This window comes from Rahnella victoriana, assembly GCF_021276285.1.
Classification (GTDB): domain Bacteria; phylum Pseudomonadota; class Gammaproteobacteria; order Enterobacterales; family Enterobacteriaceae; genus Rahnella; species Rahnella victoriana.
Window position 1 is genome coordinate 2406833 of sequence record NZ_CP089919.1, and the last position, 21472, is coordinate 2428304.

General features: G+C 52.1%; 20 protein-coding genes, 1 tRNA gene, 3 rRNA genes and 1 other annotated feature. Of the genes, 10 read left to right on the forward strand and 14 right to left on the reverse strand.

Translation table 11 applies throughout. From position 1 onward, the window contains the following. Positions 1-21 precede the first annotated feature (21 nt). From J9880_RS11155 to J9880_RS11200, 10 genes are all read right to left on the reverse strand, one after another. Positions 22-486 (reverse strand): phage tail protein, encoded by a 465-nt coding sequence (locus J9880_RS11155; RefSeq protein WP_232769328.1) that lies wholly within the window; start codon positions 484-486, stop codon positions 22-24. Beyond that, the gene (gene lysC, locus J9880_RS11160; protein WP_229921257.1) at positions 449-697 is read right to left on the reverse strand and encodes an Rz1-like lysis system protein LysC; all 249 of its coding nucleotides are present in this window, start codon (positions 695-697) and stop codon (positions 449-451) included. The genes J9880_RS11155 and lysC overlap by 38 nt, the downstream gene beginning before the upstream one ends. Continuing rightward, positions 582-1007: a transcriptional regulator gene (locus J9880_RS11165; protein WP_232769329.1), complete on the reverse strand. Its 426-nt coding sequence runs from the start codon at positions 1005-1007 to the stop codon at positions 582-584. The genes lysC and J9880_RS11165 overlap by 116 nt, the downstream gene beginning before the upstream one ends. Further along, positions 1008-1517, reverse strand: a complete 510-nt coding sequence (locus J9880_RS11170; protein WP_232769330.1) for a lysozyme — start codon at positions 1515-1517, stop codon at positions 1008-1010. It abuts the gene before it with no gap. Further along, on the reverse strand, positions 1498-1719 hold the full coding sequence (locus tag J9880_RS11175) for an HP1 family phage holin (protein ID WP_095923470.1): 222 nt from the start codon (positions 1717-1719) through the stop codon (positions 1498-1500). The genes J9880_RS11170 and J9880_RS11175 overlap by 20 nt, the downstream gene beginning before the upstream one ends. Next, entirely contained in the window at positions 1710-1913 is a 204-nt protein-coding gene (locus tag J9880_RS11180) for a tail protein X (RefSeq protein ID WP_095923468.1), read from the reverse strand. Before J9880_RS11180 ends, J9880_RS11175 begins: the two co-directional genes overlap by 10 nt. A 198-nt stretch (positions 1914-2111) precedes the next feature. Further along, the gene (locus J9880_RS11185; protein ID WP_095923465.1) at positions 2112-2306 is read right to left on the reverse strand and encodes a hypothetical protein; all 195 of its coding nucleotides are present in this window, start codon (positions 2304-2306) and stop codon (positions 2112-2114) included. An 89-nt stretch (positions 2307-2395) separates the two neighbouring features. Continuing rightward, positions 2396-4348 (reverse strand): replication endonuclease, encoded by a 1953-nt coding sequence (locus J9880_RS11190; RefSeq protein ID WP_232769331.1) that lies wholly within the window; start codon positions 4346-4348, stop codon positions 2396-2398. An 88-nt stretch (positions 4349-4436) separates the two neighbouring features. Next, on the reverse strand, positions 4437-4658 hold the full coding sequence (locus tag J9880_RS11195; protein WP_095923461.1) for a TraR/DksA C4-type zinc finger protein: 222 nt from the start codon (positions 4656-4658) through the stop codon (positions 4437-4439). Further along, positions 4658-4933: a hypothetical protein gene (locus tag J9880_RS11200; RefSeq protein WP_232769332.1), complete on the reverse strand. Its 276-nt coding sequence runs from the start codon at positions 4931-4933 to the stop codon at positions 4658-4660. The genes J9880_RS11195 and J9880_RS11200 overlap by 1 nt, the downstream gene beginning before the upstream one ends. A 132-nt stretch (positions 4934-5065) precedes the next feature. Here J9880_RS11200 and J9880_RS11205 point away from each other — a divergent pair, with 132 nt between their 5' ends. The 3 genes from J9880_RS11205 to tyrA all read left to right on the forward strand — a co-directional run bounded on the left by J9880_RS11205 (position 5066) and on the right by tyrA (position 8151). Next, positions 5066-5656 (forward strand): phage repressor protein CI, encoded by a 591-nt coding sequence (locus J9880_RS11205; RefSeq protein ID WP_131693241.1) that lies wholly within the window; start codon positions 5066-5068, stop codon positions 5654-5656. Between the two features lie 290 nt (positions 5657-5946). Beyond that, a complete protein-coding gene (locus J9880_RS11210; RefSeq protein ID WP_195818094.1) occupies positions 5947-7023 on the forward strand; it encodes a 3-deoxy-7-phosphoheptulonate synthase in 1077 nt (358 codons plus the stop codon). 6 nt (positions 7024-7029) lie between these two features. Then, entirely contained in the window at positions 7030-8151 is a 1122-nt protein-coding gene (gene tyrA, locus J9880_RS11215; RefSeq protein WP_232769333.1) for a bifunctional chorismate mutase/prephenate dehydrogenase, read from the forward strand. Between the two features lie 60 nt (positions 8152-8211). Here tyrA and pheA read toward each other — a convergent pair whose 3' ends face one another. The 4 genes from pheA to bamD form a co-directional block, all read right to left on the reverse strand. Next, positions 8212-9366, reverse strand: coding sequence for a bifunctional chorismate mutase/prephenate dehydratase (gene pheA, locus J9880_RS11220; protein ID WP_095923450.1), 1155 nt, complete (start codon positions 9364-9366; stop codon positions 8212-8214). A gap of 53 nt (positions 9367-9419) precedes the next feature. Further along, positions 9420-9544, reverse strand: a sequence feature (Phe leader region). After that, positions 9496-9543, reverse strand: a complete 48-nt coding sequence (locus tag J9880_RS25195) for a hypothetical protein (protein WP_369794779.1) — start codon at positions 9541-9543, stop codon at positions 9496-9498. Its footprint overlaps the feature before it by 48 nt. Positions 9545-9678: 134 nt before the next feature. Beyond that, positions 9679-10020, reverse strand: a complete 342-nt coding sequence (gene raiA, locus J9880_RS11225) for a ribosome-associated translation inhibitor RaiA (protein WP_095923447.1) — start codon at positions 10018-10020, stop codon at positions 9679-9681. A gap of 282 nt (positions 10021-10302) precedes the next feature. Further along, positions 10303-11037: an outer membrane protein assembly factor BamD gene (gene bamD, locus J9880_RS11230; protein WP_013574066.1), complete on the reverse strand. Its 735-nt coding sequence runs from the start codon at positions 11035-11037 to the stop codon at positions 10303-10305. Positions 11038-11167: 130 nt separating this feature from the next. Here bamD and rluD point away from each other — a divergent pair, with 130 nt between their 5' ends. The 7 genes from rluD to rrf all read left to right on the forward strand — a co-directional run bounded on the left by rluD (position 11168) and on the right by rrf (position 21242). After that, on the forward strand, positions 11168-12145 hold the full coding sequence (gene rluD / locus J9880_RS11235; RefSeq protein ID WP_047612788.1) for a 23S rRNA pseudouridine(1911/1915/1917) synthase RluD: 978 nt from the start codon (positions 11168-11170) through the stop codon (positions 12143-12145). Further along, positions 12145-12882, forward strand: coding sequence for a purine nucleoside phosphorylase YfiH (gene yfiH / locus J9880_RS11240; RefSeq protein ID WP_232769334.1), 738 nt, complete (start codon positions 12145-12147; stop codon positions 12880-12882). The genes rluD and yfiH overlap by 1 nt, the downstream gene beginning before the upstream one ends. A gap of 130 nt (positions 12883-13012) precedes the next feature. Continuing rightward, on the forward strand, positions 13013-15586 hold the full coding sequence (gene clpB / locus J9880_RS11245) for an ATP-dependent chaperone ClpB (protein WP_095923443.1): 2574 nt from the start codon (positions 13013-13015) through the stop codon (positions 15584-15586). 505 nt (positions 15587-16091) lie between these two features. Continuing rightward, positions 16092-17632 (forward strand): 16S ribosomal RNA (locus tag J9880_RS11250). A gap of 143 nt (positions 17633-17775) precedes the next feature. Further along, positions 17776-17851 (forward strand) — tRNA-Glu (locus tag J9880_RS11255). 241 nt (positions 17852-18092) lie between these two features. Further along, positions 18093-20999, forward strand: a 23S ribosomal RNA gene (locus tag J9880_RS11260). Positions 21000-21126: 127 nt separating this feature from the next. Continuing rightward, positions 21127-21242: ribosomal RNA gene (gene rrf / locus J9880_RS11265) — 5S ribosomal RNA — on the forward strand. Together the 16S, 23S and 5S rRNA genes with 1 tRNA gene alongside form the textbook arrangement of a ribosomal RNA operon. Positions 21243-21472: the final 230 nt, after the last annotated feature.

The following is a 21472-nucleotide window of genomic DNA, read 5'->3' on the forward strand; positions in this document are numbered from 1 at the left end:
GGCACAACAAACGTCAGCGGGTTATACCGTCCAGCTGCTGATCAATACCCCATTGAGGTAGACCTCACGGGGAAGCGCCACATTGGCGGGTAAAGGCGGTTCAGGCAGGTGGGTGATGGTGCGTATGTTTTCCTGATCAGACACCTGAACGCGCTCGGTAAGCTGCAGGGTCAGCACCAGGTTTTTCTCCTGCTGGGTGAAGGTGAAATCACTCAGACGGTGGCTGGCATTTCCCAGGATTTCCGGCTGATTGACCTGCAGCCAGTCGAGGATGACGACCACCATCTGATCGACCAGAGCTTCGCTGACTGTCGTGTCGCCGCTGACGGTCAGGGTCAGCGGGTAGCGATATTCAAAAGAAAGCGAAGCGGCGGATGTCGCCACCACATGACCCGCGCCTGTGGCGATCACCAGTTGCCCGGGTGAGGCCGCCAGCAGCGGTACCTGTTCAATCAGCCGTTGTTGCAATTGCATCGGTTTTTGCATGTTGTGCCTCCTGACACTTTTTGATGGTTTCAATCTGTAAACCGCAGTTCAGCAGCGCCGACTCCAGTTGCAGAATGTCGGCACTCAACGCTTCGTTAGTGGCCGGATGACTGGCCGGTACCGGGCAGGAGCTGACTGCCGGACAACCAACGTAAATAATCGCTGGCGGAGCCGAAGGCCGGTCGCTCGTGCAGCCTGCTAATATCAGCAGGCAGCTGGCTGTCAGCCCACAGACGGGTTTGCGGATCATGGTGAAGGCTCCTCTCTCTTTGCTGTTCCCGCGATTGCATCACCTGGCGGGCACTGTTCAGATCTTCGCGTAATACCCGTTCAGCCTCTTCACGCAGACGCATTTGCTGGTTCAGTTCGGCGATCAGCCGCTGCCGTTGTTGCAGCTGATTGTGCAGGGCGTCTTGTTGCTGACGGGCGCTGTTAAGGTCGTGCTGTAACGAGCGGTTGGAGAGCAACAGGACGGCAATCAGCAGGGCCATTGCCGTCATCGCTGCCGGTAACAGGCGCATTCAGGCTCCTCTCAGGCAGACGCTGCGTTCGGCGTTTCGTCTGCGTTCCAGCCCGCGGTTGCGTTCGCCGTTGACGAAAACCCAGCGCGACAGTTGTTCGCAGGCGTTGCGCCATTGCTGCCGGTTAATGAAAAACGCCAGGGTGGACTGACAGGCAGCACCGGTGCCGACGTTAAAGGCGAAGGACACCACGGCATCGAAAACCGGTTGCGGCATGTTGACCGGCATACATTTTTTGATGCGGCGTTCTGTTTGCTGAATATCCAGCAGCAGGTTTTCCGCCGCCTGATGTTCGGTAATGGCCTGCGCGGGTTTCACTCCTGCGGTATGGCCAATGCCGCTGGTCCATACTCCGGCGCTGCACTGATAGGGTTGCAGCTGGCAGCCTTCAAAATCGGTGATCAGTTTTAACCCCTCTTCAGAGACCTGCAGGGAGAGATAGCCGGACAGGGCGGCCATCAGCCCGAGAACCACGGCGGCGCTGCAACGTTTAAGAGTTGAGGTTTTCATAGGTCTCTTTGCTCAGGCCGCTGCGTGACAGCAACTGATAGCTTTTGCGCCGGTAATACCAGTTGATCAGGAAGGTGCCGATCCCGACGGCGGAACCGACCAGAAAGGCCACATCCTGCGAGGTCAGGCCTGCCAGCCAGGTCAGCGACGTGGCAATGAAATAAGCGCAGGCTGAGCTGATGCGTTCGGTATTCAGTCCCATAATTTGAGGGTTTCCTGAACCGGTTGTTCTGCAATGTCAGGCATCTCGACCGCCGTACCGTGCGGTAACAGTGGTCCTAAATCAGCAATGCCTTTATTGGCGGCATAGACCTTTTCGACAACAACGGCTGTGCGGTTGTAATAACGCCAGCACAATGAATCAAGGGTATCACCCTGTTCTGCATAGACTTTCATGGGTTTTCTCCGCATGTGGATGAGATCGTCAGGAGGTGAGATCAGTCTGCGGAAGGGGACGCGAAGCGGCAATCTGAGAGGGATGTGAAACGACTGGCACAACAAGCAGTAAGGGGAATTGGCGGGGCGCTTAGTCCGGAGGAAACCGGTCGGGCAAGCGCCAGTTGTGTTGAGTATTACCGCCGCAGGATCGGGTGATCAATGGGGATCGTCAGTACTCCCGTTGCCATACAATGCGTCCTGTGATTCATCGGTCAGCGCCTGGCCGGCCAGTTCTGAGATCAGGGACATCATGACCAGAAACTCTTTGGGATTGCATTGCGCTGTCTGTGAAATGTCTGCGATCAGTTGTATCCTGGACAACGTTAGCTGTTGTTTAGTCAGGTTTTCCATTTTCTCCCCTCGCCAGATACTGTGTTTATATACAGTATTCTTTAATTGAGCTAATACGTCAACACATAACGCTTTTTAAATAAGATAATTCATTGAATTAATACGTTAATTTTCATTCTCTTTGATTTTGTAGGGTTTATCTCTTTTTCGGATATCGGCGGCGATCCACAGTTATTGACAGAACTCCAAGGCGAGCGGATCTGCGGGTTTTTCGCCAAAGCGGGGCGATGACGGATAATCCGCCATTGTTCGGTATGGGTGAGGAAAATGAGTGAGGCTCCCAGATGCGGGGCGTAAATGCCGACAACTTTGTGACGCCGCTCGTCATAGGCATTTTTTTCTTCGCTGAGCTGGCGGGCGACGCGAACGGTTTGTTCCTTTCGGAGAATATGGATCCCGCCCTGCGCCTGAATATAACCCGCAAAATCACCCTGATCGGCGGCCGCGCGGACGTCTTCCACCCGGCTGTCAAACCGGCTGCTCAGACTCTGGTGCCTGATGCGGCGGCATTCGCGCCATGCGCCGACGGAAGGAATGCCAATGGCGTGAAACTGCGGGATGCGCCATGTCGATGCCCAGGCGGTGACGGCGGTAGCTACATCGGTCAGCAGGCGTCCGGAGTCAAAATCGGTTTCGCCATCGAGCGCGTAACCATCAATATTCTTGGCCACGTATTTGGCGATATATCCCGCAGCGCCGCCCCGGTTCAGCGGCTTGCAATTGAAACGTGACTCTGCCGCGCCGGGTTCATCCGGATCGTCTTCCAGCGCGTAACGGCGCATGACTTCGGCCACTTTTTGTTGCTGCTCCGGCGGTGTGAACAACATCATATGCCAGTGCGGCGTGCCGTCGTGATGCGGTTCGACGACACGTACGCCATACACTTTAAGATTGCGGTCTTTAAAGGTGGTGCGGATTTTGGCCCAGACGGCCACCAGATAACGTTGTGCATCCTTGGGCGTAAAGGCGTGCTGATCCCATTTCCGGTTAAACAATGGCGCTGAACCCCCGCAGTTCATTTTCAGCGGGTGATATTTTGAGGGGGTGGTCAGGGTGATAAACAGCCCGCAGTCCCGCTGCTGATCCGCCACATCTTCCACCCCGGCAATCAGCGTCATCAGTTCCATGCGGCGAAGTTTAGGGTTGGAGACGCTGGCCAGTACAGTGTCCAGCAAACTCAGCGTTTCCCCCGATTCAACATTTTCCAGCTGGCATTGCTTCAGGTAATTGATGGCGGATAAGCGGCGCGATACCACATCGCGAATGGCATTTTTGCTGGCATACGGCGATGTTGCCCGGCTCACATAGCCGCAGGCGATCATCAGCGCTTCCCGCCAGAGCCGCTGTTTTGTACGCAGTTGTTTCTCCCACCAGTCACCACTGACCAGACGTGACACCGCTGCGACCGCAGACTCTGCACACATCCGGCCTTTTTGCCAGGCGCGCCAGAAGAGAGGCTGGACGCCGCAGGCGCGGGCCATCGTCGCAACATGCCCGTAAATCTCATGTTGTGTCGCGTCCTGCAGCAAAATATCGGATTGGTCAGGGCGGTTTTCCAGCCAACGTTCGCAGTGATATTCGTAAGCATCCAGCATGTTTACCGCCAGCCTGTTTGCCAGACGTTTCAGGGCATCGTCATTAAGGTCGGGCAGGCGGTTAAACAGGTCTTCTTCGGTGAGTAGCTTTTGCGAGATCTGACGATTGACTCTGTGACGCGCATTCACCTGCTGAATACGTGGCCATAAACGCTGTGTAAAAACCGTCATCAGAAAATGCACCGCCGCGCGGACACCCTGCGTGTCCAGCAGCCAGGTATAGCGCTGATGCAAAGGAGTACGCAGACAGCGGGGCAGTGTCGCCAGCTGAGAAAGGGCGGTTTGCTGACGCTGGCAGATATCGCGGGTCAGCGGCTTGTCCAGCGGGGAACTGAGCGCCGGAAGGGGGGCGTTCCACCACCAGACGCCATCAAAAGGTTTCCGGCCTGTACGGTTAAAAGGCGGGGGCGGCGAAGGGGCAATCCTGCCTCTGTTATTATCTGGCATTAAGGTTATTTCCGACAAAGAGAATACCTTCCGGAAATAACGTTATTTCCAGTAAAAAGGCGACTTTATTGATTAAAATGAGAAAGTGTTATACCGGACGATAATTCTTTCTTTTTATCTCATCTATTTCCTGACATTCAATACACCGTTGTACGCCGGGAATGATTTTCCGGCGTTGCTCAGGGATCGCGGCATCGCAATCCGTACAGTAAAAGGCGGAGGCAACAGACTGTGCGCGGGTTGCCCGTAAAATCTGCGCCTCAAGTATCTTTAACTGATATTCCTGTGATTCATCTATCCAGTCTGCCATCAGTTAAATTTTCCTTTAAAAAACGCCGTGAAATGGCGGAGGGATAAAAGTGCCTGAACAATTTTTAATTGCTCCTCAGGTGTTAACCGGGAATAAGGCAACAGGGTATGACGGCGTTTAAGGCCAGCATGAAAACATAACGTGAATTTCCATTTTTCAGTGGCATGATCGAAAATAAGCTCAGCCGGATTTTTATGCTCAGTGAAATAGATTTCTTTCAGATGGGCTATCTGACGCAGCCCCGTCTGACGCTGTTGCTCTGTTCCTAAAAACATCGCGTCTCCTTATTTCTCCACGGCACCGTAAATTTGGTATCATGGTCATCTGACGGTACATTACATAATCAATCTAAACTTGCATTTGCAAGTTGTCAAGATGATATTTACAGATTCAGGGGTTTTCGCCAGATGCAATTAGATGAACTTGAAGGTGGAAAAGCCGTCCTGACGCGTATGCTTCAGGCTTACGGCTTTAGCATGCAGAAAGAACTGGGGGATCTGTACGGGTTGTCATCTGGCACGATAAGTACCTGGGTAAGAAGAAATTATTTTCCCGGTGACGTAGTGGTGGCCTGTGCGCTGGATACCGGCGTTTCCTTGCGCTGGCTGGCAACAGGCAAAGGCTCAATGCAGGATGCGAACCCTTCTGCGTCCGCCGTGCCAGGAGATGTCCGCCAGCTTAAAAAATTGAGATTGCGCGGCGGAGCACTGGAAGAAGAAGGCGTCTGGGCGGTCGACTCTTCACTGCTGGATGACTCGCTGACCCTGCCTGCGTATGTCGTGAAAGGCAATCATTCATGGATTGTCGATCTGGGCAGCACGCATCCGGGCAATGGCCGCTGGCTGCTGGATATCGACGGTGATCTGGATGTTTACGATGTGGCCCGTATTCCCGGCAACCGCCTGAGCGTGACGCGTCAGGAAAGTCATTTCGAATGTGGTGTCGATGAAGTGACAGCGTCAGGACAGGTGTTTATTACCCTCGATCGTAACCTTTAATTTCGTTTCCTCAGCAGCGTCCTGTTGCTGAGGGCATTTCTGACGTTGTGCCCCCTCCGCACTATCCTGAAACTCCCTTTTCGCAGCTGATAAACCGTATGTAATATTTACGGTACACACCTTTTGGCTCAGAAGGTCTTTATGTAAATTTAACTTTCCATTTATCGGGTTTAAAGGTGGCATTGGTAATGTTAAGTTTACAACTAAGGCTTGCTAAGTTTACGTGCTGTGTTAATGTTGTCCGCAGATGCCTCCGTGGCAGCCCATTTTCCTTATAGCGGAACACGACCATGCAAAAAGACGCCCTGAATAATGTTCATATCACTGCTGAACAAATCCTGATTACTCCTGAAGAGCTGAAAAACCGTTTTCCTTTAAGTGTCAGCGACGAAAACAGCATTTCCGACGCACGTAAAACCATCGCCGATATCGTACATGGTCGCGATCCTCGTCTTCTGGTGGTGTGTGGTCCTTGTTCCATTCATGACGTTGATGCGGCGCTGGATTACGCGCGTCACCTGAAAACGCTGGCCACCGAACTGAGCGATCGTTTGTACATCGTGATGCGGGTTTACTTTGAAAAACCGCGGACTACGGTGGGCTGGAAAGGGTTAATTAACGATCCGCACATGGACGGCACGTTTGATGTGGAAGCGGGGCTGCACATTGCCCGTGATTTGCTGCTGCAACTGGTCGGAATGGGTTTGCCGCTGGCGACAGAAGCACTGGATCCTAACAGCCCGCAATACTTAGGCGATCTCTTCAGCTGGTCAGCAATCGGTGCGCGTACTACTGAATCTCAGACTCACCGCGAAATGGCGTCTGGCCTTTCCATGCCGGTGGGCTTCAAGAACGGCACTGACGGCAGCCTGGGCACGGCAATTAACGCCATGCGTGCGGCGGAGATGGCGCACCGTTTTGTGGGGATCAACCAGGCCGGTCAGGTGTGTCTGTTACAGACTCAGGGCAACCCGGACGGGCATGTGATTTTGCGCGGCGGCAAAACGCCAAACTACAGCGAGCAGGATGTTCAGGCCTGTGAAAAACAGATGACCGGCGCGGGACTCCGTCCTTCCTTGATGATAGATTGCAGTCACGGTAACTCAAACAAAGACTATCGTCGCCAGCCTGTTGTGGCTCAGTCCGTCATCGATCAGATTAAAGCCGGTAACCGCTCTATCACCGGGCTGATGCTGGAAAGTCATCTGAACGAAGGCAGCCAGTCTTCTGAACAACCGCGTTCAGACATGAAATACGGTGTGTCTGTTACGGATGCCTGCATTAACTGGGAAACGACTGAAGACCTGTTGCGTAAGATGCATCAGGAACTGGGCGATGCGCTGGCGGCACGAATCGCAGGAGAGTAAGTTTTTATGGTGGCAGAACTTAACGCATTGCGCGATCAGATCGACGACGTCGATAAAGCGTTGTTGGATCTCTTATCACGGCGTCTGGCGCTGGTGGCAGAAGTCGGGGAAGTCAAAAGCCGTTATGGTTTGCCGATTTATGTGCCTGAACGGGAAGCCGCCATGCTGGCTTCACGCCGTCAGGAAGCGCAGAACCTCGGTGTTCCGCCGGATCTGATTGAAGATGTTTTGCGCCGCGTGATGCGTGAGTCTTACTCAAGCGAAAACGATAAAGGCTTCAAAACGCTGCATCCGGCACTGCATCCGGTGGTGATTATCGGCGGGAACGGTCAGATGGGGCGCTTGTTCACCCGTTTGCTGGAGCTTTCCGGTTATCAGGTGAAAGTGCTGGAGCAGGAAGACTGGCCGCAGGCAGAAACGCTGCTGGCGGATGCCGGTATGGTGATCGTCAGTGTGCCAATCCACCTGACCGAAGACGTGATTGCCCGCCTGCCGAAACTGCCTGATGACTGTATTCTGGTGGATCTGGCGTCGGTGAAAAACCGTCCGTTACAGGCGATGCTGGCAGTGCATGAAGGGCCGGTGCTAGGTCTGCATCCGATGTTTGGGCCTGATGTCAGCAGTCTGGCAAAACAGGTCGTGGTGTACTGCGATGGCCGGGAACCACAGGCTTATCAGTGGTTGCTGGAGCAGTTGCAGGTCTGGGGCGCACGGTTGCATAAAATCAGCGCCGTCGAGCACGATCAGAATATGGCGTTCATTCAGGCATTACGCCATTTCGCGACCTTTGCGTATGGCATGCATTTGTCGGAAGAAAACGTGGAAATCGAGCAGTTGCTGGCGCTCTCTTCACCGATTTATCGCCTCGAACTGGCGATGGTCGGGCGCCTGTTTGCACAGGATCCTCAGCTTTACGCGGACATTATTATGTCGTCAGAAAGTAATCTGGCACTGATCAAACGTTACTATCAGCGTTTCGGCGATGCCCTTGCTCTGCTGGAAACCGGTGATAAACAGGCGTTTATCGATAAGTTCAGGCAGGTTGAGCACTGGTTCGGCGATTATGCGCCGCGTTTCCTGAAAGAAAGCGGTGCGTTATTGAGACAAGCTAACGACAACCGTAAGTAAGTTGTCCGGTAATGAAAAAGGGCGCTGCCATTGTGTGCAGCGCCCTTTTTTTGCCTGAAATTACAGGTCTACGGAAACGACGTTTTCGCCTGGATAACAGCCGAGAACTTTCAGCGAGCGGGTAATAGGAGCCAGATCCTTCAGCGCCTTTTTCATCTCTTCTGACCGCAGATTGGCCTGCACATCGATATAAAACATCTCTTCCCACGGGTTGCCGTTAATCGGGCGTGATTCCAGCTTAGTCATGATGATGCCCTGATCGCGCAGCACCAGAAGCGCATTCACCAGCGCACCCGCCTGCTGGCCGGTGGCCATGATCAGCGTGGTTTTGGCCGGCACCTGATCGGTCACTTCAATCGCTTTGCGCGCCAGAATAATGAAGCGGGTGATGTTTTCCTGCTGGTTTGCCAGATTATGTTCAAGCACCTGCAGTTTATACAGCGCGCCACCGGCTTCGCTGCCGAGCGCCGCCACGTGTGGAGAATTGGCCGCGGCCACTTTTTCCATCGCCGCCGCAGTGCTTTCGCAGTATTCAATTTTCCAGTGCGGGAAGCGGTTGATGAACTGACTGCATTGCTGGAAAGGCTGAGGATGGCTGTAAACCGTCTGGATCTGCGACAAATCAGTGTCCGTCGCCACCAGCACGCAATGGTTGATAGGGTTCGTCAGCTCGCCAACAATCGACAGGCTGGTGTGTTGCAGCAGGTCATAAACATCATTGATTGAGCCGGAACTGGTGTTCTCAATGGGTAACACGGCATAGTCGGCCTGACCCGTTTCTACCTGCGAGAAGATATCCTGGAATTTCTGGCAGCCACATTCAATGAACTGATCGAAATGGCGGGCGGCAAACTGACGGGCGGCGAGATGTGAATAGGAACCTTTCGGGCCGAGGAACGCGATGCGGGCGGAGTCTGAAGGGGTGTTATTCAGATGTTGTTGCAAAAGCGCCTGTTGCGTGAGGACTGAATCCTCAATGATCAGCTGATAGACGCGGGTAATGTAATGGCCGTCCAGGCCCTGCTTTTTCCCTTCCTGAATCAGCGTATTAATCAGTTCTGCTTCGCGTTCTTTGTCGCGGATAGGGCGGTGAGAGTGCATCTTGGATTGCGCGACTTCAATCGCCATTGTGCGTCGTTCTGCCAGCAGGGCCAGCAGTTTCAGGTCTAACGCGCTGATGCGTTCGCGCAGTGCCAGTAAGGAGTTCTCGGTCATGTTATTACCCTTTTAGATGTTCTTTCTTTCAGCAAAATGTGTAAAACGCAGGCATAAAAAAAGCCCCCTTTTCAGGAGGCTTTGTTGTTCGTCTTCGCATTCATTCTTTCGCGACGAAACGCCTCCCAATCAGGGGAAGGTAAAAAAGAATGCGAAGAAAAACAGACGGGTGTTCATGTGTGCGTGGTTTCCATATGTTTACGTTGAGTCTTAAAGTAACCGCTGGGTTTTCCCTGTGTCAATAACATTTCCTTCAGGCACAAAAAACGCGCCCCTCAGAGCGCGTCGTTAATGGCATATCGGATAACCCGGTTATTCCTCTTCCTGCACCGGTTCCAGATTGAGTTCTTTAACGCCGGATTCTGCACGGCGCGCTTCACCCTTGTGCTGCGCTTTGTTGAGCTGACGCTCAAGCTTGGTGGTCATTTCGTTAATCGCAGCGTACATGTCATCGTGTGTGGCACTGGCAACCAATTTTCCGTTCGGGGTACTGATGGTCGCATCGGCAACAAAACCCTGAGGTTCTTTCGACAGGATGATGTGTGGGTTAATGAGCTGAGTTTGCCATTTATCCAGTTTTTTCAGACGGCCTTCGATGTGTTCACGAATAGCAGCAGTGATGTCCATTTGTTTACTGGTAATGTTGACTGTCATATAACTTACCTCTCTTCTTTCCGTCTCCGATGAATCCAACATACCAGCCTTTTTTATGAAAAGCGTGCTGAAACGCGTGGTTTTTTGTCACTTTTTGTCAACGTTGAAGTTTCTGTGACTCAGGGTAATTTCTGGCCGGAAAGGCCTTGAGAGTTATGCTGCGAGCAGGCATGATTGATGGGATCAGTATGTGATTCATTCCTATGTTTCTGCGTTTTCCCCCTGCAAAAGCCCAAAAAAAAACGGCAGCCTGAGCTACCGTTTGTGTACGGACATGTAAAATTACGCAGCGCTGTTGGCAGCAATAATTTTTGCGACTTTATCAGCCTGAGTATTCAGCTGCAGTTCGCGGTAGGCATTTTCCATCAACGGCAGCGCGTCATGCGTGGCCTTCGTATCCGGATAATCTTTCAGCATTTGCTCAACACGGTTAACGACAGCGACGTAAGCACCGCGTTTAGTGTAGTATTGCACCACTGACAGCTCGTATTTCGCTAAACGATCTTTCAGGAATACCAAACGTTTAGTCGCATCAGTGGCGTACTGGCTGTTTGGATACGTGTGGATCAGCTGGCTGAAATCACGGAATGCCGCACGGGCATGCTGTGGATCACGGTCAGAACGATCAACACCGAAGAATCCTTGCAATGCGCTGTCGTCCAACGCCATATCGGTTAAACCACGCATATACATGACGTAGTCGATATTCGGATGGGTTGGGTTCAGACGCATAAAGCGATCAATAGAAGCCTGAGCCATAGGCAAGTCAGCAGACTTGTAATAGGCATAAATCAGATCTAACTGAACTTGCTGCGAGTAAGGCCCAAACGGATAGCGGTTATCCAGCGCTTCTAATTGCGCAATAGCGCCTTTAAAGTTACCGTCCTGCAGCTTTTGCTGGGCAGTGGCATAAAGGACGTTAGGCGGGTTATCGGGAACCGTTTCTTTGGAACTGGAGCAACCGACCAGCGCCAGGCTCAACGTGGCTGCTGCCACCAGATATTTCACACGCGTCATGACGTTTTGATTATCCTCAGGTGTTATTCTGGGAGACTGTCCGTTAAGCTCCCGACAAAGACCAGCTACAATAGCACATTATTTTAAACGGCATCGCCGTGAAAACCCAACGTTAACCAAGAAGCTGCATATGGCACAACAAGTACAACTCACCGCAACGGTGGCCGAATCTCAACTCGGTCAACGGTTAGATCAGGCTTTGGCCGAATTGTTCCCTGATTATTCAAGATCTCGCATAAAAGATTGGATCCTTGAAGACAGGGTGACGGTCAATGGCAAAAAAGTGACCAAACCAAAAGAAAAAGTGTTGGGTGGCGAGGCTATCGCAATCGATGCGCAAATTGAAGAAGAAGCGCGTTGGCTGCCACAAGATATCGCTTTAGATATCGTGTATGAAGATACTGATATTTTGGTCATCAATAAACCCCGCGATCTGGTTGTTCATCCGGGCGCAGGGAATCCCGACGGTACGGTACTGAATGCGTTGCTGCATTATTATCCGGCAATCATTGATGTTCCGCGTTGCGGCATCGTGCACCGTCTGGATAAAGACACCACCGGTCTGATGGTGGTCGCCAAGTCGGTGCCCGCTCAAACCCATCTGGTGACCGCACTTCAGGCCCGCGAAATTACCCGCGAATATGAAGCGGTGGCAATTGGTACAATGACGGCAGGCGGCACAGTGAATGAGCCGATTGCGCGCCATTCCACCAAGCGTACGCACATGGCGGTTCACCCGACGGGTAAACCGGCGACCACGCACTATCGCATTATGGAGCATTTCCGTGCCCATACCCGTCTGCGTCTGCGTCTGGAATCCGGTCGTACGCACCAGATCCGTGTGCATATGGCGCACATTAACCATCCGCTGTTAGGCGATCAGCTGTATGGCGGCCGTCCGCGTCTGCCAAAAGGCGCGTCCGAATCGTTCATTAACATGTTGCGCGGATTCGATCGTCAGGCTCTTCATGCGACTATGCTGCGTCTTTACCATCCGGTCACCGGGATTCAGATGGAATGGCATGCGCCAATTCCTCAGGATATGGTTGATCTGATTAATGCGCTCAAAGCAGATACTGAAGAGTTCAAGGATCAGATGAACTGGTAATGAGCGCCCTTATCCAGCCTCAGTGGCCGCAACCGGCATCGGTGCGGTCATGTGCAACAACCCGTGAAGGAGGCGTCAGTTTGCCTCCTTACGGGTCGCTCAACCTCGGCAGCCATGTCGGGGATTCTCCTGAAGATGTCGCTGCGAACCGCCAGCGTTTAATCGAACTTGGCGGTCTGCCTGCTGTGCCACACTGGCTGGAGCAAGTTCATGGCACCGATGTTATTCGTTTAACGACCGAAACGCCCCCTGTCTCATTACTGATTGCCGATGCGGCGTATACCCGCGAGCGCGGCGTTGTCTGTGCGGCAATGACGGCAGATTGCTTACCGGTGTTGTTCTGCAGTAAAAACGGCGATGAAGTGGCGGCGGCCCATGCGGGCTGGCGTGGCTTGTGTGCGGGAATATTGGAAAATACGGTTGCCTGTTTTGAGGCTGCTCCCGCAGACATCATGGCGTGGATGGGACCGGCAATCGGCCCTGCGCATTTTGAAGTCGGCGGAGAAGTGCGTGACGCTTTTATGGCTGAGAACAGTAATGCATCCGTTGCTTTTACCCCTGCGGGCACCAAATTTATGGCGGACATTTACCTGTTAGCCAGATTGCGTTTACAGTCCGCCGGTCTCACCGCTATTTATGGCGGCGAGTATTGCACTGTGACCGACCGCACCCAATTTTACTCTTACCGGCGCGACGGAATTACCGGACGGCTGGCAAGTTTAATTTGGCTGATATAACCTATCGAATCAAGACGATCCATTACGCATAGCAGCAGTCCTCCGAATATACTGCCAAGATAACCTTGAAAACGTGAGGGTTGACCTCATCTAATCTCCAGTAGCAATTTTGTTCAGTATTGGAGGTGTTATGCGTCTGGATCGTCTTACCAGCAAATTCCAGCTTGCCCTCGCGGATGCCCAGTCACTCGCGCTCGGGCGCGACAATCAATTTATCGAACCTGTTCACCTGATGAGTGCATTACTCACTCAGGAAGGCGGCACCGTGCGCCCGTTATTAACCGCTGCTGGGGTTGATACCCAGAAACTGCGCACGGACGTTGATCAGGCTTTGGGGCGTTTGCCGCAAGTTGAAGGTACCGGCGGTGATGTTCAACCATCCCATGAACTGGTACGTGTTTTAAATCTTTGTGACAAATTGGCACAGCAACGTGCTGATACTTTTATTTCTTCCGAACTGTTTGTTCTGGCCGTGATGAAAGACCGTGGTTCTTTAACTGATGTGTTAAAAGCCTGCGGTGCAACGGCCGAGAAAATCACAGCGGCTATCGATCAAATGCGTGGAGGTGAGAAAGTGGATGACCAGAATGCCGAAGACCAGCGTCAGGCATTGAAAAAATTCACTATCGATCTGACCGAACGTGCCGAGCAGGGCAAACTGGATCCGGTCATCGGTCGTGATGAAGAAATTCGACGGACCATTCAGGTTCTGCAACGTCGTACCAAAAATAACCCGGTGCTGATCGGTGAACCAGGCGTCGGTAAAACTGCGATTGCAGAAGGTCTGGCACAGCGCATCATTAATGGTGAAGTACCGGAAGGTCTGAAAAATAAACGCGTGCTTTCTTTAGATATGGGCGCACTGGTGGCCGGTGCTAAATACCGTGGGGAATTTGAAGAGCGACTGAAAGGCGTTCTCAGTGATTTGTCTAAACAGGAAGGCAGCGTCATTCTGTTTATCGATGAATTGCACACCATGGTGGGTGCCGGTAAAGCCGATGGTGCCATGGACGCAGGAAACATGCTGAAACCTGCGCTGGCGCGGGGTGAGCTTCACTGCGTGGGCGCGACGACATTAAATGAATATCGTCAGTTTATTGAAAAGGATGCGGCGTTAGAACGTCGTTTCCAGAAAGTGTTTGTCGCTGAGCCTTCTGTTGAAGACACCATCGCTATTTTGCGTGGTCTGAAAGAACGCTATGAACTGCATCACCATGTGCAGATTACTGACCCGGCAATCGTTGCGGCGGCCACATTGTCGCATCGCTATATTTCCGATCGTCAGTTACCGGATAAAGCGATCGACCTTATAGATGAAGCGGCATCGAGCATTCGTATGCAGATGGATTCCAAACCAGAATCTCTGGATCGTCTCGAACGCCGTATTATTCAGCTGAAACTGGAACAGCAGGCCCTGAAGAAAGAGTCTGATGATGCCAGTGTGAAACGTCTGGAGATGCTGGAAACTGAGCTGAGCCAGAAAGAGCGTGAATATTCTGAGCTGGAAGAAGAGTGGAAAGCCGAGAAAGCGTCCCTCACCGGCACGCAGAATATTAAAGCTGAACTGGAACAGGCTAAGATCACGCTTGAACAGGCGCGCCGTGTGGGCGATCTGGGGCGCATGTCAGAATTACAGTACGGGAAAATCCCTGAACTGGAAAAACAATTGGCAGCGGCGACGCAGGCTGAAGGCAAAACCATGAAGCTGTTACGCAACCGCGTCACAGATGTGGAAATTGCCGACGTGCTGGCGCGCTGGACCGGTATTCCGGTTGCCCGGATGCTGGAAAGCGAGCGTGAAAAACTGTTGCGTATGGAAGAAGAGCTGCATAACCGTGTGATAGGCCAGAATGAAGCGGTGGAAGCGGTATCAAATGCGATCCGTCGTAGTCGCGCAGGGTTGTCAGATCCAAACCGTCCGATCGGGTCATTCCTGTTCCTCGGTCCGACCGGTGTGGGTAAAACAGAGCTGTGTAAGGCGCTGGCGACATTCCTGTTTAACAGTGATGACGCAATGGTCCGCATCGATATGTCCGAGTTTATGGAGAAACACTCCGTTTCGCGTCTGGTCGGCGCGCCTCCGGGTTATGTCGGTTATGAGGAAGGCGGTTATCTGACAGAAGCTGTCCGCCGTCGTCCTTACTCTGTCATCTTGTTAGATGAAGTTGAGAAAGCGCATCCGGATGTCTTCAACATCTTATTGCAGGTGTTGGATGACGGCCGCTTAACTGACGGGCAGGGCAGAACGGTCGACTTCCGTAACACGGTTGTCATCATGACCTCTAACCTGGGCTCTGACATTATCCAGCAGCACTTTGGTGAGGCCAGCTATGCGCAGATGAAAGAATCGGTAATGGAAGTGGTCACACACAGCTTCCGTCCGGAATTCATCAACCGTATAGATGAAGTGGTCGTGTTCCATCCATTGGGTCATGCGCATATTAAAAATATCGCCAAGATCCAGCTGGAACGTTTGTACAAACGTCTGGAAGAACATGGCTACACAGCCACCCTGACCGATGCGGCTCTGGAATTGCTGGGGAATACCGGATTTGACCCGGTTTATGGTGCGCGTCCGTTGAAACGTGCCATCCAGCAGGAGATTGAGAACCCGCTGGCGCAGCAAATCTTGTCAGGTAAGCTGATTCCAGGTAAGCCGATTACTGTCGATGTGGAAAATGACCACATCATCGCAAGGCAGTAATGAGGTCATCAGGAAGCTAAAACGGGCTCCGGCGTCATCCGGAGCCCGTTTTTTATGCATTACTTGTTCGTTATTAATTCATTTGATGAATTTATGAACGCTTGGTAAGAAAAGTGAAATTAGCCCTTGCGGCCTGCTGAGAACTCCCTATAATGCCGCTCCATCGACAGGGAGCAACGTGAACAACATCACGAAGTGACCGGGTCGGAAAGATTAAAAACAGTGATGACCGGATGAAATAAACGGTTGACACTGAATGAGGAAAGCGTAATATACGCCACCTCGAGTTAGCAAGCGAAAGCGCGCAACTCACTGCTCTTTAACAATTTATCAGACAATCTGTGTGGGCACTCACAAGACGATATCAGCCACCTCGGTGGCAAAAAATATCAAGTCTTAAAGAGTGACCAAGCAGTAATTCATTTAGTTGACTTGTTCAACTATAAGAGTACTACGAAAGTTAATTTTTGAGCATCGCTTCACTTGTTGAAGCAAATCGAACTTTTAATTGAAGAGTTTGATCATGGCTCAGATTGAACGCTGGCGGCAGGCCTAACACATGCAAGTCGAGCGGCAGCGGGAAGTAGCTTGCTACTTTGCCGGCGAGCGGCGGACGGGTGAGTAATGTCTGGGAAACTGCCTGATGGAGGGGGATAACTACTGGAAACGGTAGCTAATACCGCATGACCTCGCAAGAGCAAAGTGGGGGACCTTCGGGCCTCACGCCATCGGATGTGCCCAGATGGGATTAGCTAGTAGGTGAGGTAATGGCTCACCTAGGCGACGATCCCTAGCTGGTCTGAGAGGATGACCAGCCACACTGGAACTGAGACACGGTCCAGACTCCTACGGGAGGCAGCAGTGGGGAATATTGCACAATGGGCGCAAGCCTGATGCAGCCATGCCGCGTGTGTGAAGAAGGCCTTAGGGTTGTAAAGCACTTTCAGCGAGGAGGAAGGGTTCAGTGTTAATAGCACTGAACATTGACGTTACTCGCAGAAGAAGCACCGGCTAACTCCGTGCCAGCAGCCGCGGTAATACGGAGGGTGCAAGCGTTAATCGGAATTACTGGGCGTAAAGCGCACGCAGGCGGTTTGTTAAGTCAGATGTGAAATCCCCGAGCTTAACTTGGGAACTGCATTTGAAACTGGCAAGCTAGAGTCTTGTAGAGGGGTAGAATTCCAGGTGTAGCGGTGAAATGCGTAGAGATCTGGAGGAATACCGGTGGCGAAGGCGGCCCCCTGGACAAAGACTGACGCTCAGGTGCGAAAGCGTGGGGAGCAAACAGGATTAGATACCCTGGTAGTCCACGCTGTAAACGATGTCGACTTGGAGGTTGTGCCCTTGAGGCGTGGCTTCCGGAGCTAACGCGTTAAGTCGACCGCCTGGGGAGTACGGCCGCAAGGTTAAAACTCAAATGAATTGACGGGGGCCCGCACAAGCGGTGGAGCATGTGGTTTAATTCGATGCAACGCGAAGAACCTTACCTACTCTTGACATCCAGAGAATTCGCTAGAGATAGCTTAGTGCCTTCGGGAACTCTGAGACAGGTGCTGCATGGCTGTCGTCAGCTCGTGTTGTGAAATGTTGGGTTAAGTCCCGCAACGAGCGCAACCCTTATCCTTTGTTGCCAGCACGTAATGGTGGGAACTCAAAGGAGACTGCCGGTGATAAACCGGAGGAAGGTGGGGATGACGTCAAGTCATCATGGCCCTTACGAGTAGGGCTACACACGTGCTACAATGGCATATACAAAGAGAAGCGAACTCGCGAGAGCAAGCGGACCTCATAAAGTATGTCGTAGTCCGGATTGGAGTCTGCAACTCGACTCCATGAAGTCGGAATCGCTAGTAATCGTAGATCAGAATGCTACGGTGAATACGTTCCCGGGCCTTGTACACACCGCCCGTCACACCATGGGAGTGGGTTGCAAAAGAAGTAGGTAGCTTAACCTTCGGGAGGGCGCTTACCACTTTGTGATTCATGACTGGGGTGAAGTCGTAACAAGGTAACCGTAGGGGAACCTGCGGTTGGATCACCTCCTTACCTAAAGATACGCATTGTGCAGTGTCCACACAGATTGTCTGATGAAATTAATGAGCAAGAGCACCTGTTGATGCAGTGAGGGCAACCTTACGCTGATACGAAAAGTGCCAAACCATGTATGTGGTCTGGTACGGAATTTTCGTGTCCCCATCGTCTAGAGGCCTAGGACACTGCCCTTTCACGGCTGTAACAGGGGTTCGAATCCCCTTGGGGACGCCACTCCGATAATGTGTGAAAGACATTATCAACTGTTCTTTTATGAACAGAAAATAACTTAAAGATGACTTTAATGAGTCGTGTTTAAGATATTGCTCTTTAACAATCTGGAACAAGCTGAAAATTGAAAGTTTACAGCTGAACATCACTCTCCGTAGAAGTACTGAGTGATGGATTAGTCTGTAACAGAGTCTCTCAAATAATCGCAGCGCGATGTTGTCTTTAAGACACCTTCGGGTTGTGAGGTTAAGCGACTAAGCGTACACGGTGGATGCCTAGGCAGTCAGAGGCGATGAAGGGCGTGCTAATCTGCGAAAAGCGTCGGCAAGGTGATATGAACCGTTATACCCGACGATACCCGAATGGGGAAACCCAGTGTGTTTCGACACATTATCATTACATGAATACATAGTGTAATGAGGCGAACCGGGGGAACTGAAACATCTAAGTACCCCGAGGAAAAGAAATCAACCGAGATTCCCCCAGTAGCGGCGAGCGAACGGGGAAGAGCCCAGAACCTGAATCAGGGTATGTGTTAGTGGAAGCGTCTGGAAAGTCGCACAGTATAGGGTGATAGTCCCGTACACAAAAATGCATACGTTGTGAGTTCGATGAGTAGGGCGGGACACGTGACATCCTGTCTGAATATGGGGGGACCATCCTCCAAGGCTAAATACTCCTGACTGACCGATAGTGAACCAGTACCGTGAGGGAAAGGCGAAAAGAACCCCGGCGAGGGGAGTGAAATAGAACCTGAAACCGTGTACGTACAAGCAGTGGGAGCCTACTTTGTTGGGTGACTGCGTACCTTTTGTATAATGGGTCAGCGACTTATATTTTGTAGCAAGGTTAACCGTATAGGGGAGCCGTAGGGAAACCGAGTCTTAACTGGGCGTCAAGTTGCAAGGTATAGACCCGAAACCCGGTGATCTAGCCATGGGCAGGTTGAAGGTTGGGTAACACTAACTGGAGGACCGAACCGACTAATGTTGAAAAATTAGCGGATGACTTGTGGCTGGGGGTGAAAGGCCAATCAAACCGGGAGATAGCTGGTTCTCCCCGAAAGCTATTTAGGTAGCGCCTCGTGAACTCATCTTCGGGGGTAGAGCACTGTTTCGACTAGGGGGCCATCCCGGCTTACCAACTCGATGCAAACTACGAATACCGAAGAATGTTATCACGGGAGACACACGGCGGGTGCTAACGTCCGTCGTGAAGAGGGAAACAACCCAGACCGCCAGCTAAGGTCCCAAAGTCATGGTTAAGTGGGAAACGATGTGGGAAGGCACAGACAGCCAGGATGTTGGCTTAGAAGCAGCCATCATTTAAAGAAAGCGTAATAGCTCACTGGTCGAGTCGGCCTGCGCGGAAGATGTAACGGGGCTAAACCATGCACCGAAGCTGCGGCAGCGACACTTAGGTGTTGTTGGGTAGGGGAGCGTTCTGTAAGCCGTCGAAGGTGAACTGTGAGGTTTGCTGGAGGTATCAGAAGTGCGAATGCTGACATAAGTAACGATAATGCGGGTGAAAAACCCGCACGCCGGAAGACCAAGGGTTCCTGTCCAACGTTAATCGGGGCAGGGTGAGTCGACCCCTAAGGCGAGGCTGAAAAGCGTAGTCGATGGGAAGCTGGTTAATATTCCAGCACTTGGTGTTACTGCGAAGGGGGGACGGAGAAGGCTAGGCTAGCCGGGCGACGGTTGTCCCGGTTCAAGCGTGTAGGGGTGTAGTCCTGGTAAATCCGGATTACTTTAACCCTGAGGCGTGATAACGAGCCACTACGGTGGTGAAGTAGTTGATGCCAAGCTTCCAGGAAAAGCCTCTAAGCTCCAGGTAACACGAAATCGTACCCCAAACCGACACAGGTGGTCAGGTAGAGAATACTCAGGCGCTTGAGAGAACTCGGGTGAAGGAACTAGGCAAAATGGTGCCGTAACTTCGGGAGAAGGCACGCTGGCGCGTAGGTGAAGGGACTTGCTCCCGGAGCTGAAGCCAGTCGAAGATACCAGCTGGCTGCAACTGTTTAATAAAACACAGCACTGTGCAAACACGAAAGTGGACGTATACGGTGTGACGCCTGCCCGGTGCCGGAAGGTTAATTGATGGGGTTATCCGTAAGGAGAAGCTCTTGATCGAAGCCCCGGTAAACGGCGGCCGTAACTATAACGGTCCTAAGGTAGCGAAATTCCTTGTCGGGTAAGTTCCGACCTGCACGAATGGCGTAATGATGGCCAGGCTGTCTCCACCCGAGACTCAGTGAAATTGAACTCGCTGTGAAGATGCAGTGTACCCGCGGCAAGACGGAAAGACCCCGTGAACCTTTACTATAGCTTGACACTGAACATTGAGCCTTGATGTGTAGGATAGGTGGGAGGCTTTGAAGCGTGGACGCCAGTCTGCGTGGAGCCAACCTTGAAATACCACCCTTTAATGTTTGATGTTCTAACTCGGCCCCATAATCTGGGGTGAGGACAGTGTCTGGTGGGTAGTTTGACTGGGGCGGTCTCCTCCTAAAGAGTAACGGAGGAGCACGAAGGTTAGCTAATCACGGTCGGACATCGTGAGGTTAGTGCAATGGCATAAGCTAGCTTGACTGCGAGAGTGACGGCTCGAGCAGGTACGAAAGTAGGTCATAGTGATCCGGTGGTTCTGAATGGAAGGGCCATCGCTCAACGGATAAAAGGTACTCCGGGGATAACAGGCTGATACCGCCCAAGAGTTCATATCGACGGCGGTGTTTGGCACCTCGATGTCGGCTCATCACATCCTGGGGCTGAAGTAGGTCCCAAGGGTATGGCTGTTCGCCATTTAAAGTGGTACGCGAGCTGGGTTTAGAACGTCGTGAGACAGTTCGGTCCCTATCTGCCGTGGGCGTTGGAAGATTGAGAGGGGCTGCTCCTAGTACGAGAGGACCGGAGTGGACGCATCACTGGTGTTCGGGTTGTCATGCCAATGGCATTGCCCGGTAGCTAAATGCGGAAAAGATAAGCGCTGAAAGCATCTAAGCGCGAAACTTGCCTCGAGATGAGTCTTCCCTGTGGCTTTAAGCCACCTGAAGGGACGTTTAAGACTAAGACGTTGATAGGCTGGGTGTGTAAGTGCAGCGATGCATTGAGCTAACCAGTACTAATGACCCGAGAGGCTTAACCTTACAACACCAAAGGTGTTTTAGCAGAGACTTTGAAGTAGATTTTCAGCTGATTGTTCCGAGATTGGTTCGTATGGCGGTGTGTGGTGAGAACTCATGACACGATGCGGTATGAATGAAACAGAATTTGCCTGGCGGCAGTAGCGCGGTGGTCCCACCTGACCCCATGCCGAACTCAGAAGTGAAACGCCGTAGCGCCGATGGTAGTGTGGGGTCTCCCCATGCGAGAGTAGGGAACTGCCAGGCATCAAATAAAGCTAAAAGCCCCGCACGAAAGTGTGGGGCTTTTGGCTTTACTGCTATCAGGTGGTTGGCTACACGAGAAGAGAGCAGGACAAAAGGCAAAGCCTTTTGAACGTTGCGCAGCAACGGCCCGAAGGGTGAGCCACGGAGTGGGTCATCAACTGCCAGGCATCAAATAAGTGGAAAGCCCTGTACTGACGTACAGGGCTTTTTGCTATGGGGGATTTGACGAC

Excerpts from the sequence above, each read along its gene's own strand:
- J9880_RS11155 (WP_232769328.1), bottom strand. The coding sequence starts at position 486 with ATGCAAAAACCGATGCAATTGCAACAACGGCTGATTGAACAGGTACCG.
- J9880_RS11165 (WP_232769329.1), bottom strand. The coding sequence starts at position 1,007 with ATGCGCCTGTTACCGGCAGCGATGACGGCAATGGCCCTGCTGATTGCC.
- J9880_RS11170 (WP_232769330.1), bottom strand. The coding sequence starts at position 1,517 with ATGAAAACCTCAACTCTTAAACGTTGCAGCGCCGCCGTGGTTCTCGGG.
- J9880_RS11175 (WP_095923470.1), bottom strand. The coding sequence starts at position 1,719 with ATGGGACTGAATACCGAACGCATCAGCTCAGCCTGCGCTTATTTCATT.
- J9880_RS11180 (WP_095923468.1), bottom strand. The coding sequence starts at position 1,913 with ATGAAAGTCTATGCAGAACAGGGTGATACCCTTGATTCATTGTGCTGG.
- J9880_RS11185 (WP_095923465.1), bottom strand. The coding sequence starts at position 2,306 with ATGGAAAACCTGACTAAACAACAGCTAACGTTGTCCAGGATACAACTG.
- J9880_RS11190 (WP_232769331.1), bottom strand. The coding sequence starts at position 4,348 with ATGCCAGATAATAACAGAGGCAGGATTGCCCCTTCGCCGCCCCCGCCT.
- J9880_RS11195 (WP_095923461.1), bottom strand. The coding sequence starts at position 4,658 with ATGGCAGACTGGATAGATGAATCACAGGAATATCAGTTAAAGATACTT.
- J9880_RS11200 (WP_232769332.1), bottom strand. The coding sequence starts at position 4,933 with ATGTTTTTAGGAACAGAGCAACAGCGTCAGACGGGGCTGCGTCAGATA.
- J9880_RS11205 (WP_131693241.1), top strand. The coding sequence starts at position 5,066 with ATGCAATTAGATGAACTTGAAGGTGGAAAAGCCGTCCTGACGCGTATG.
- J9880_RS11210 (WP_195818094.1), top strand. The coding sequence starts at position 5,947 with ATGCAAAAAGACGCCCTGAATAATGTTCATATCACTGCTGAACAAATC.
- tyrA (WP_232769333.1), top strand. The coding sequence starts at position 7,030 with ATGGTGGCAGAACTTAACGCATTGCGCGATCAGATCGACGACGTCGAT.
- pheA (WP_095923450.1), bottom strand. The coding sequence starts at position 9,366 with ATGACCGAGAACTCCTTACTGGCACTGCGCGAACGCATCAGCGCGTTA.
- raiA (WP_095923447.1), bottom strand. The coding sequence starts at position 10,020 with ATGACAGTCAACATTACCAGTAAACAAATGGACATCACTGCTGCTATT.
- bamD (WP_013574066.1), bottom strand. The coding sequence starts at position 11,037 with ATGACGCGTGTGAAATATCTGGTGGCAGCAGCCACGTTGAGCCTGGCG.
- rluD (WP_047612788.1), top strand. The coding sequence starts at position 11,168 with ATGGCACAACAAGTACAACTCACCGCAACGGTGGCCGAATCTCAACTC.
- yfiH (WP_232769334.1), top strand. The coding sequence starts at position 12,145 with ATGAGCGCCCTTATCCAGCCTCAGTGGCCGCAACCGGCATCGGTGCGG.
- clpB (WP_095923443.1), top strand. The coding sequence starts at position 13,013 with ATGCGTCTGGATCGTCTTACCAGCAAATTCCAGCTTGCCCTCGCGGAT.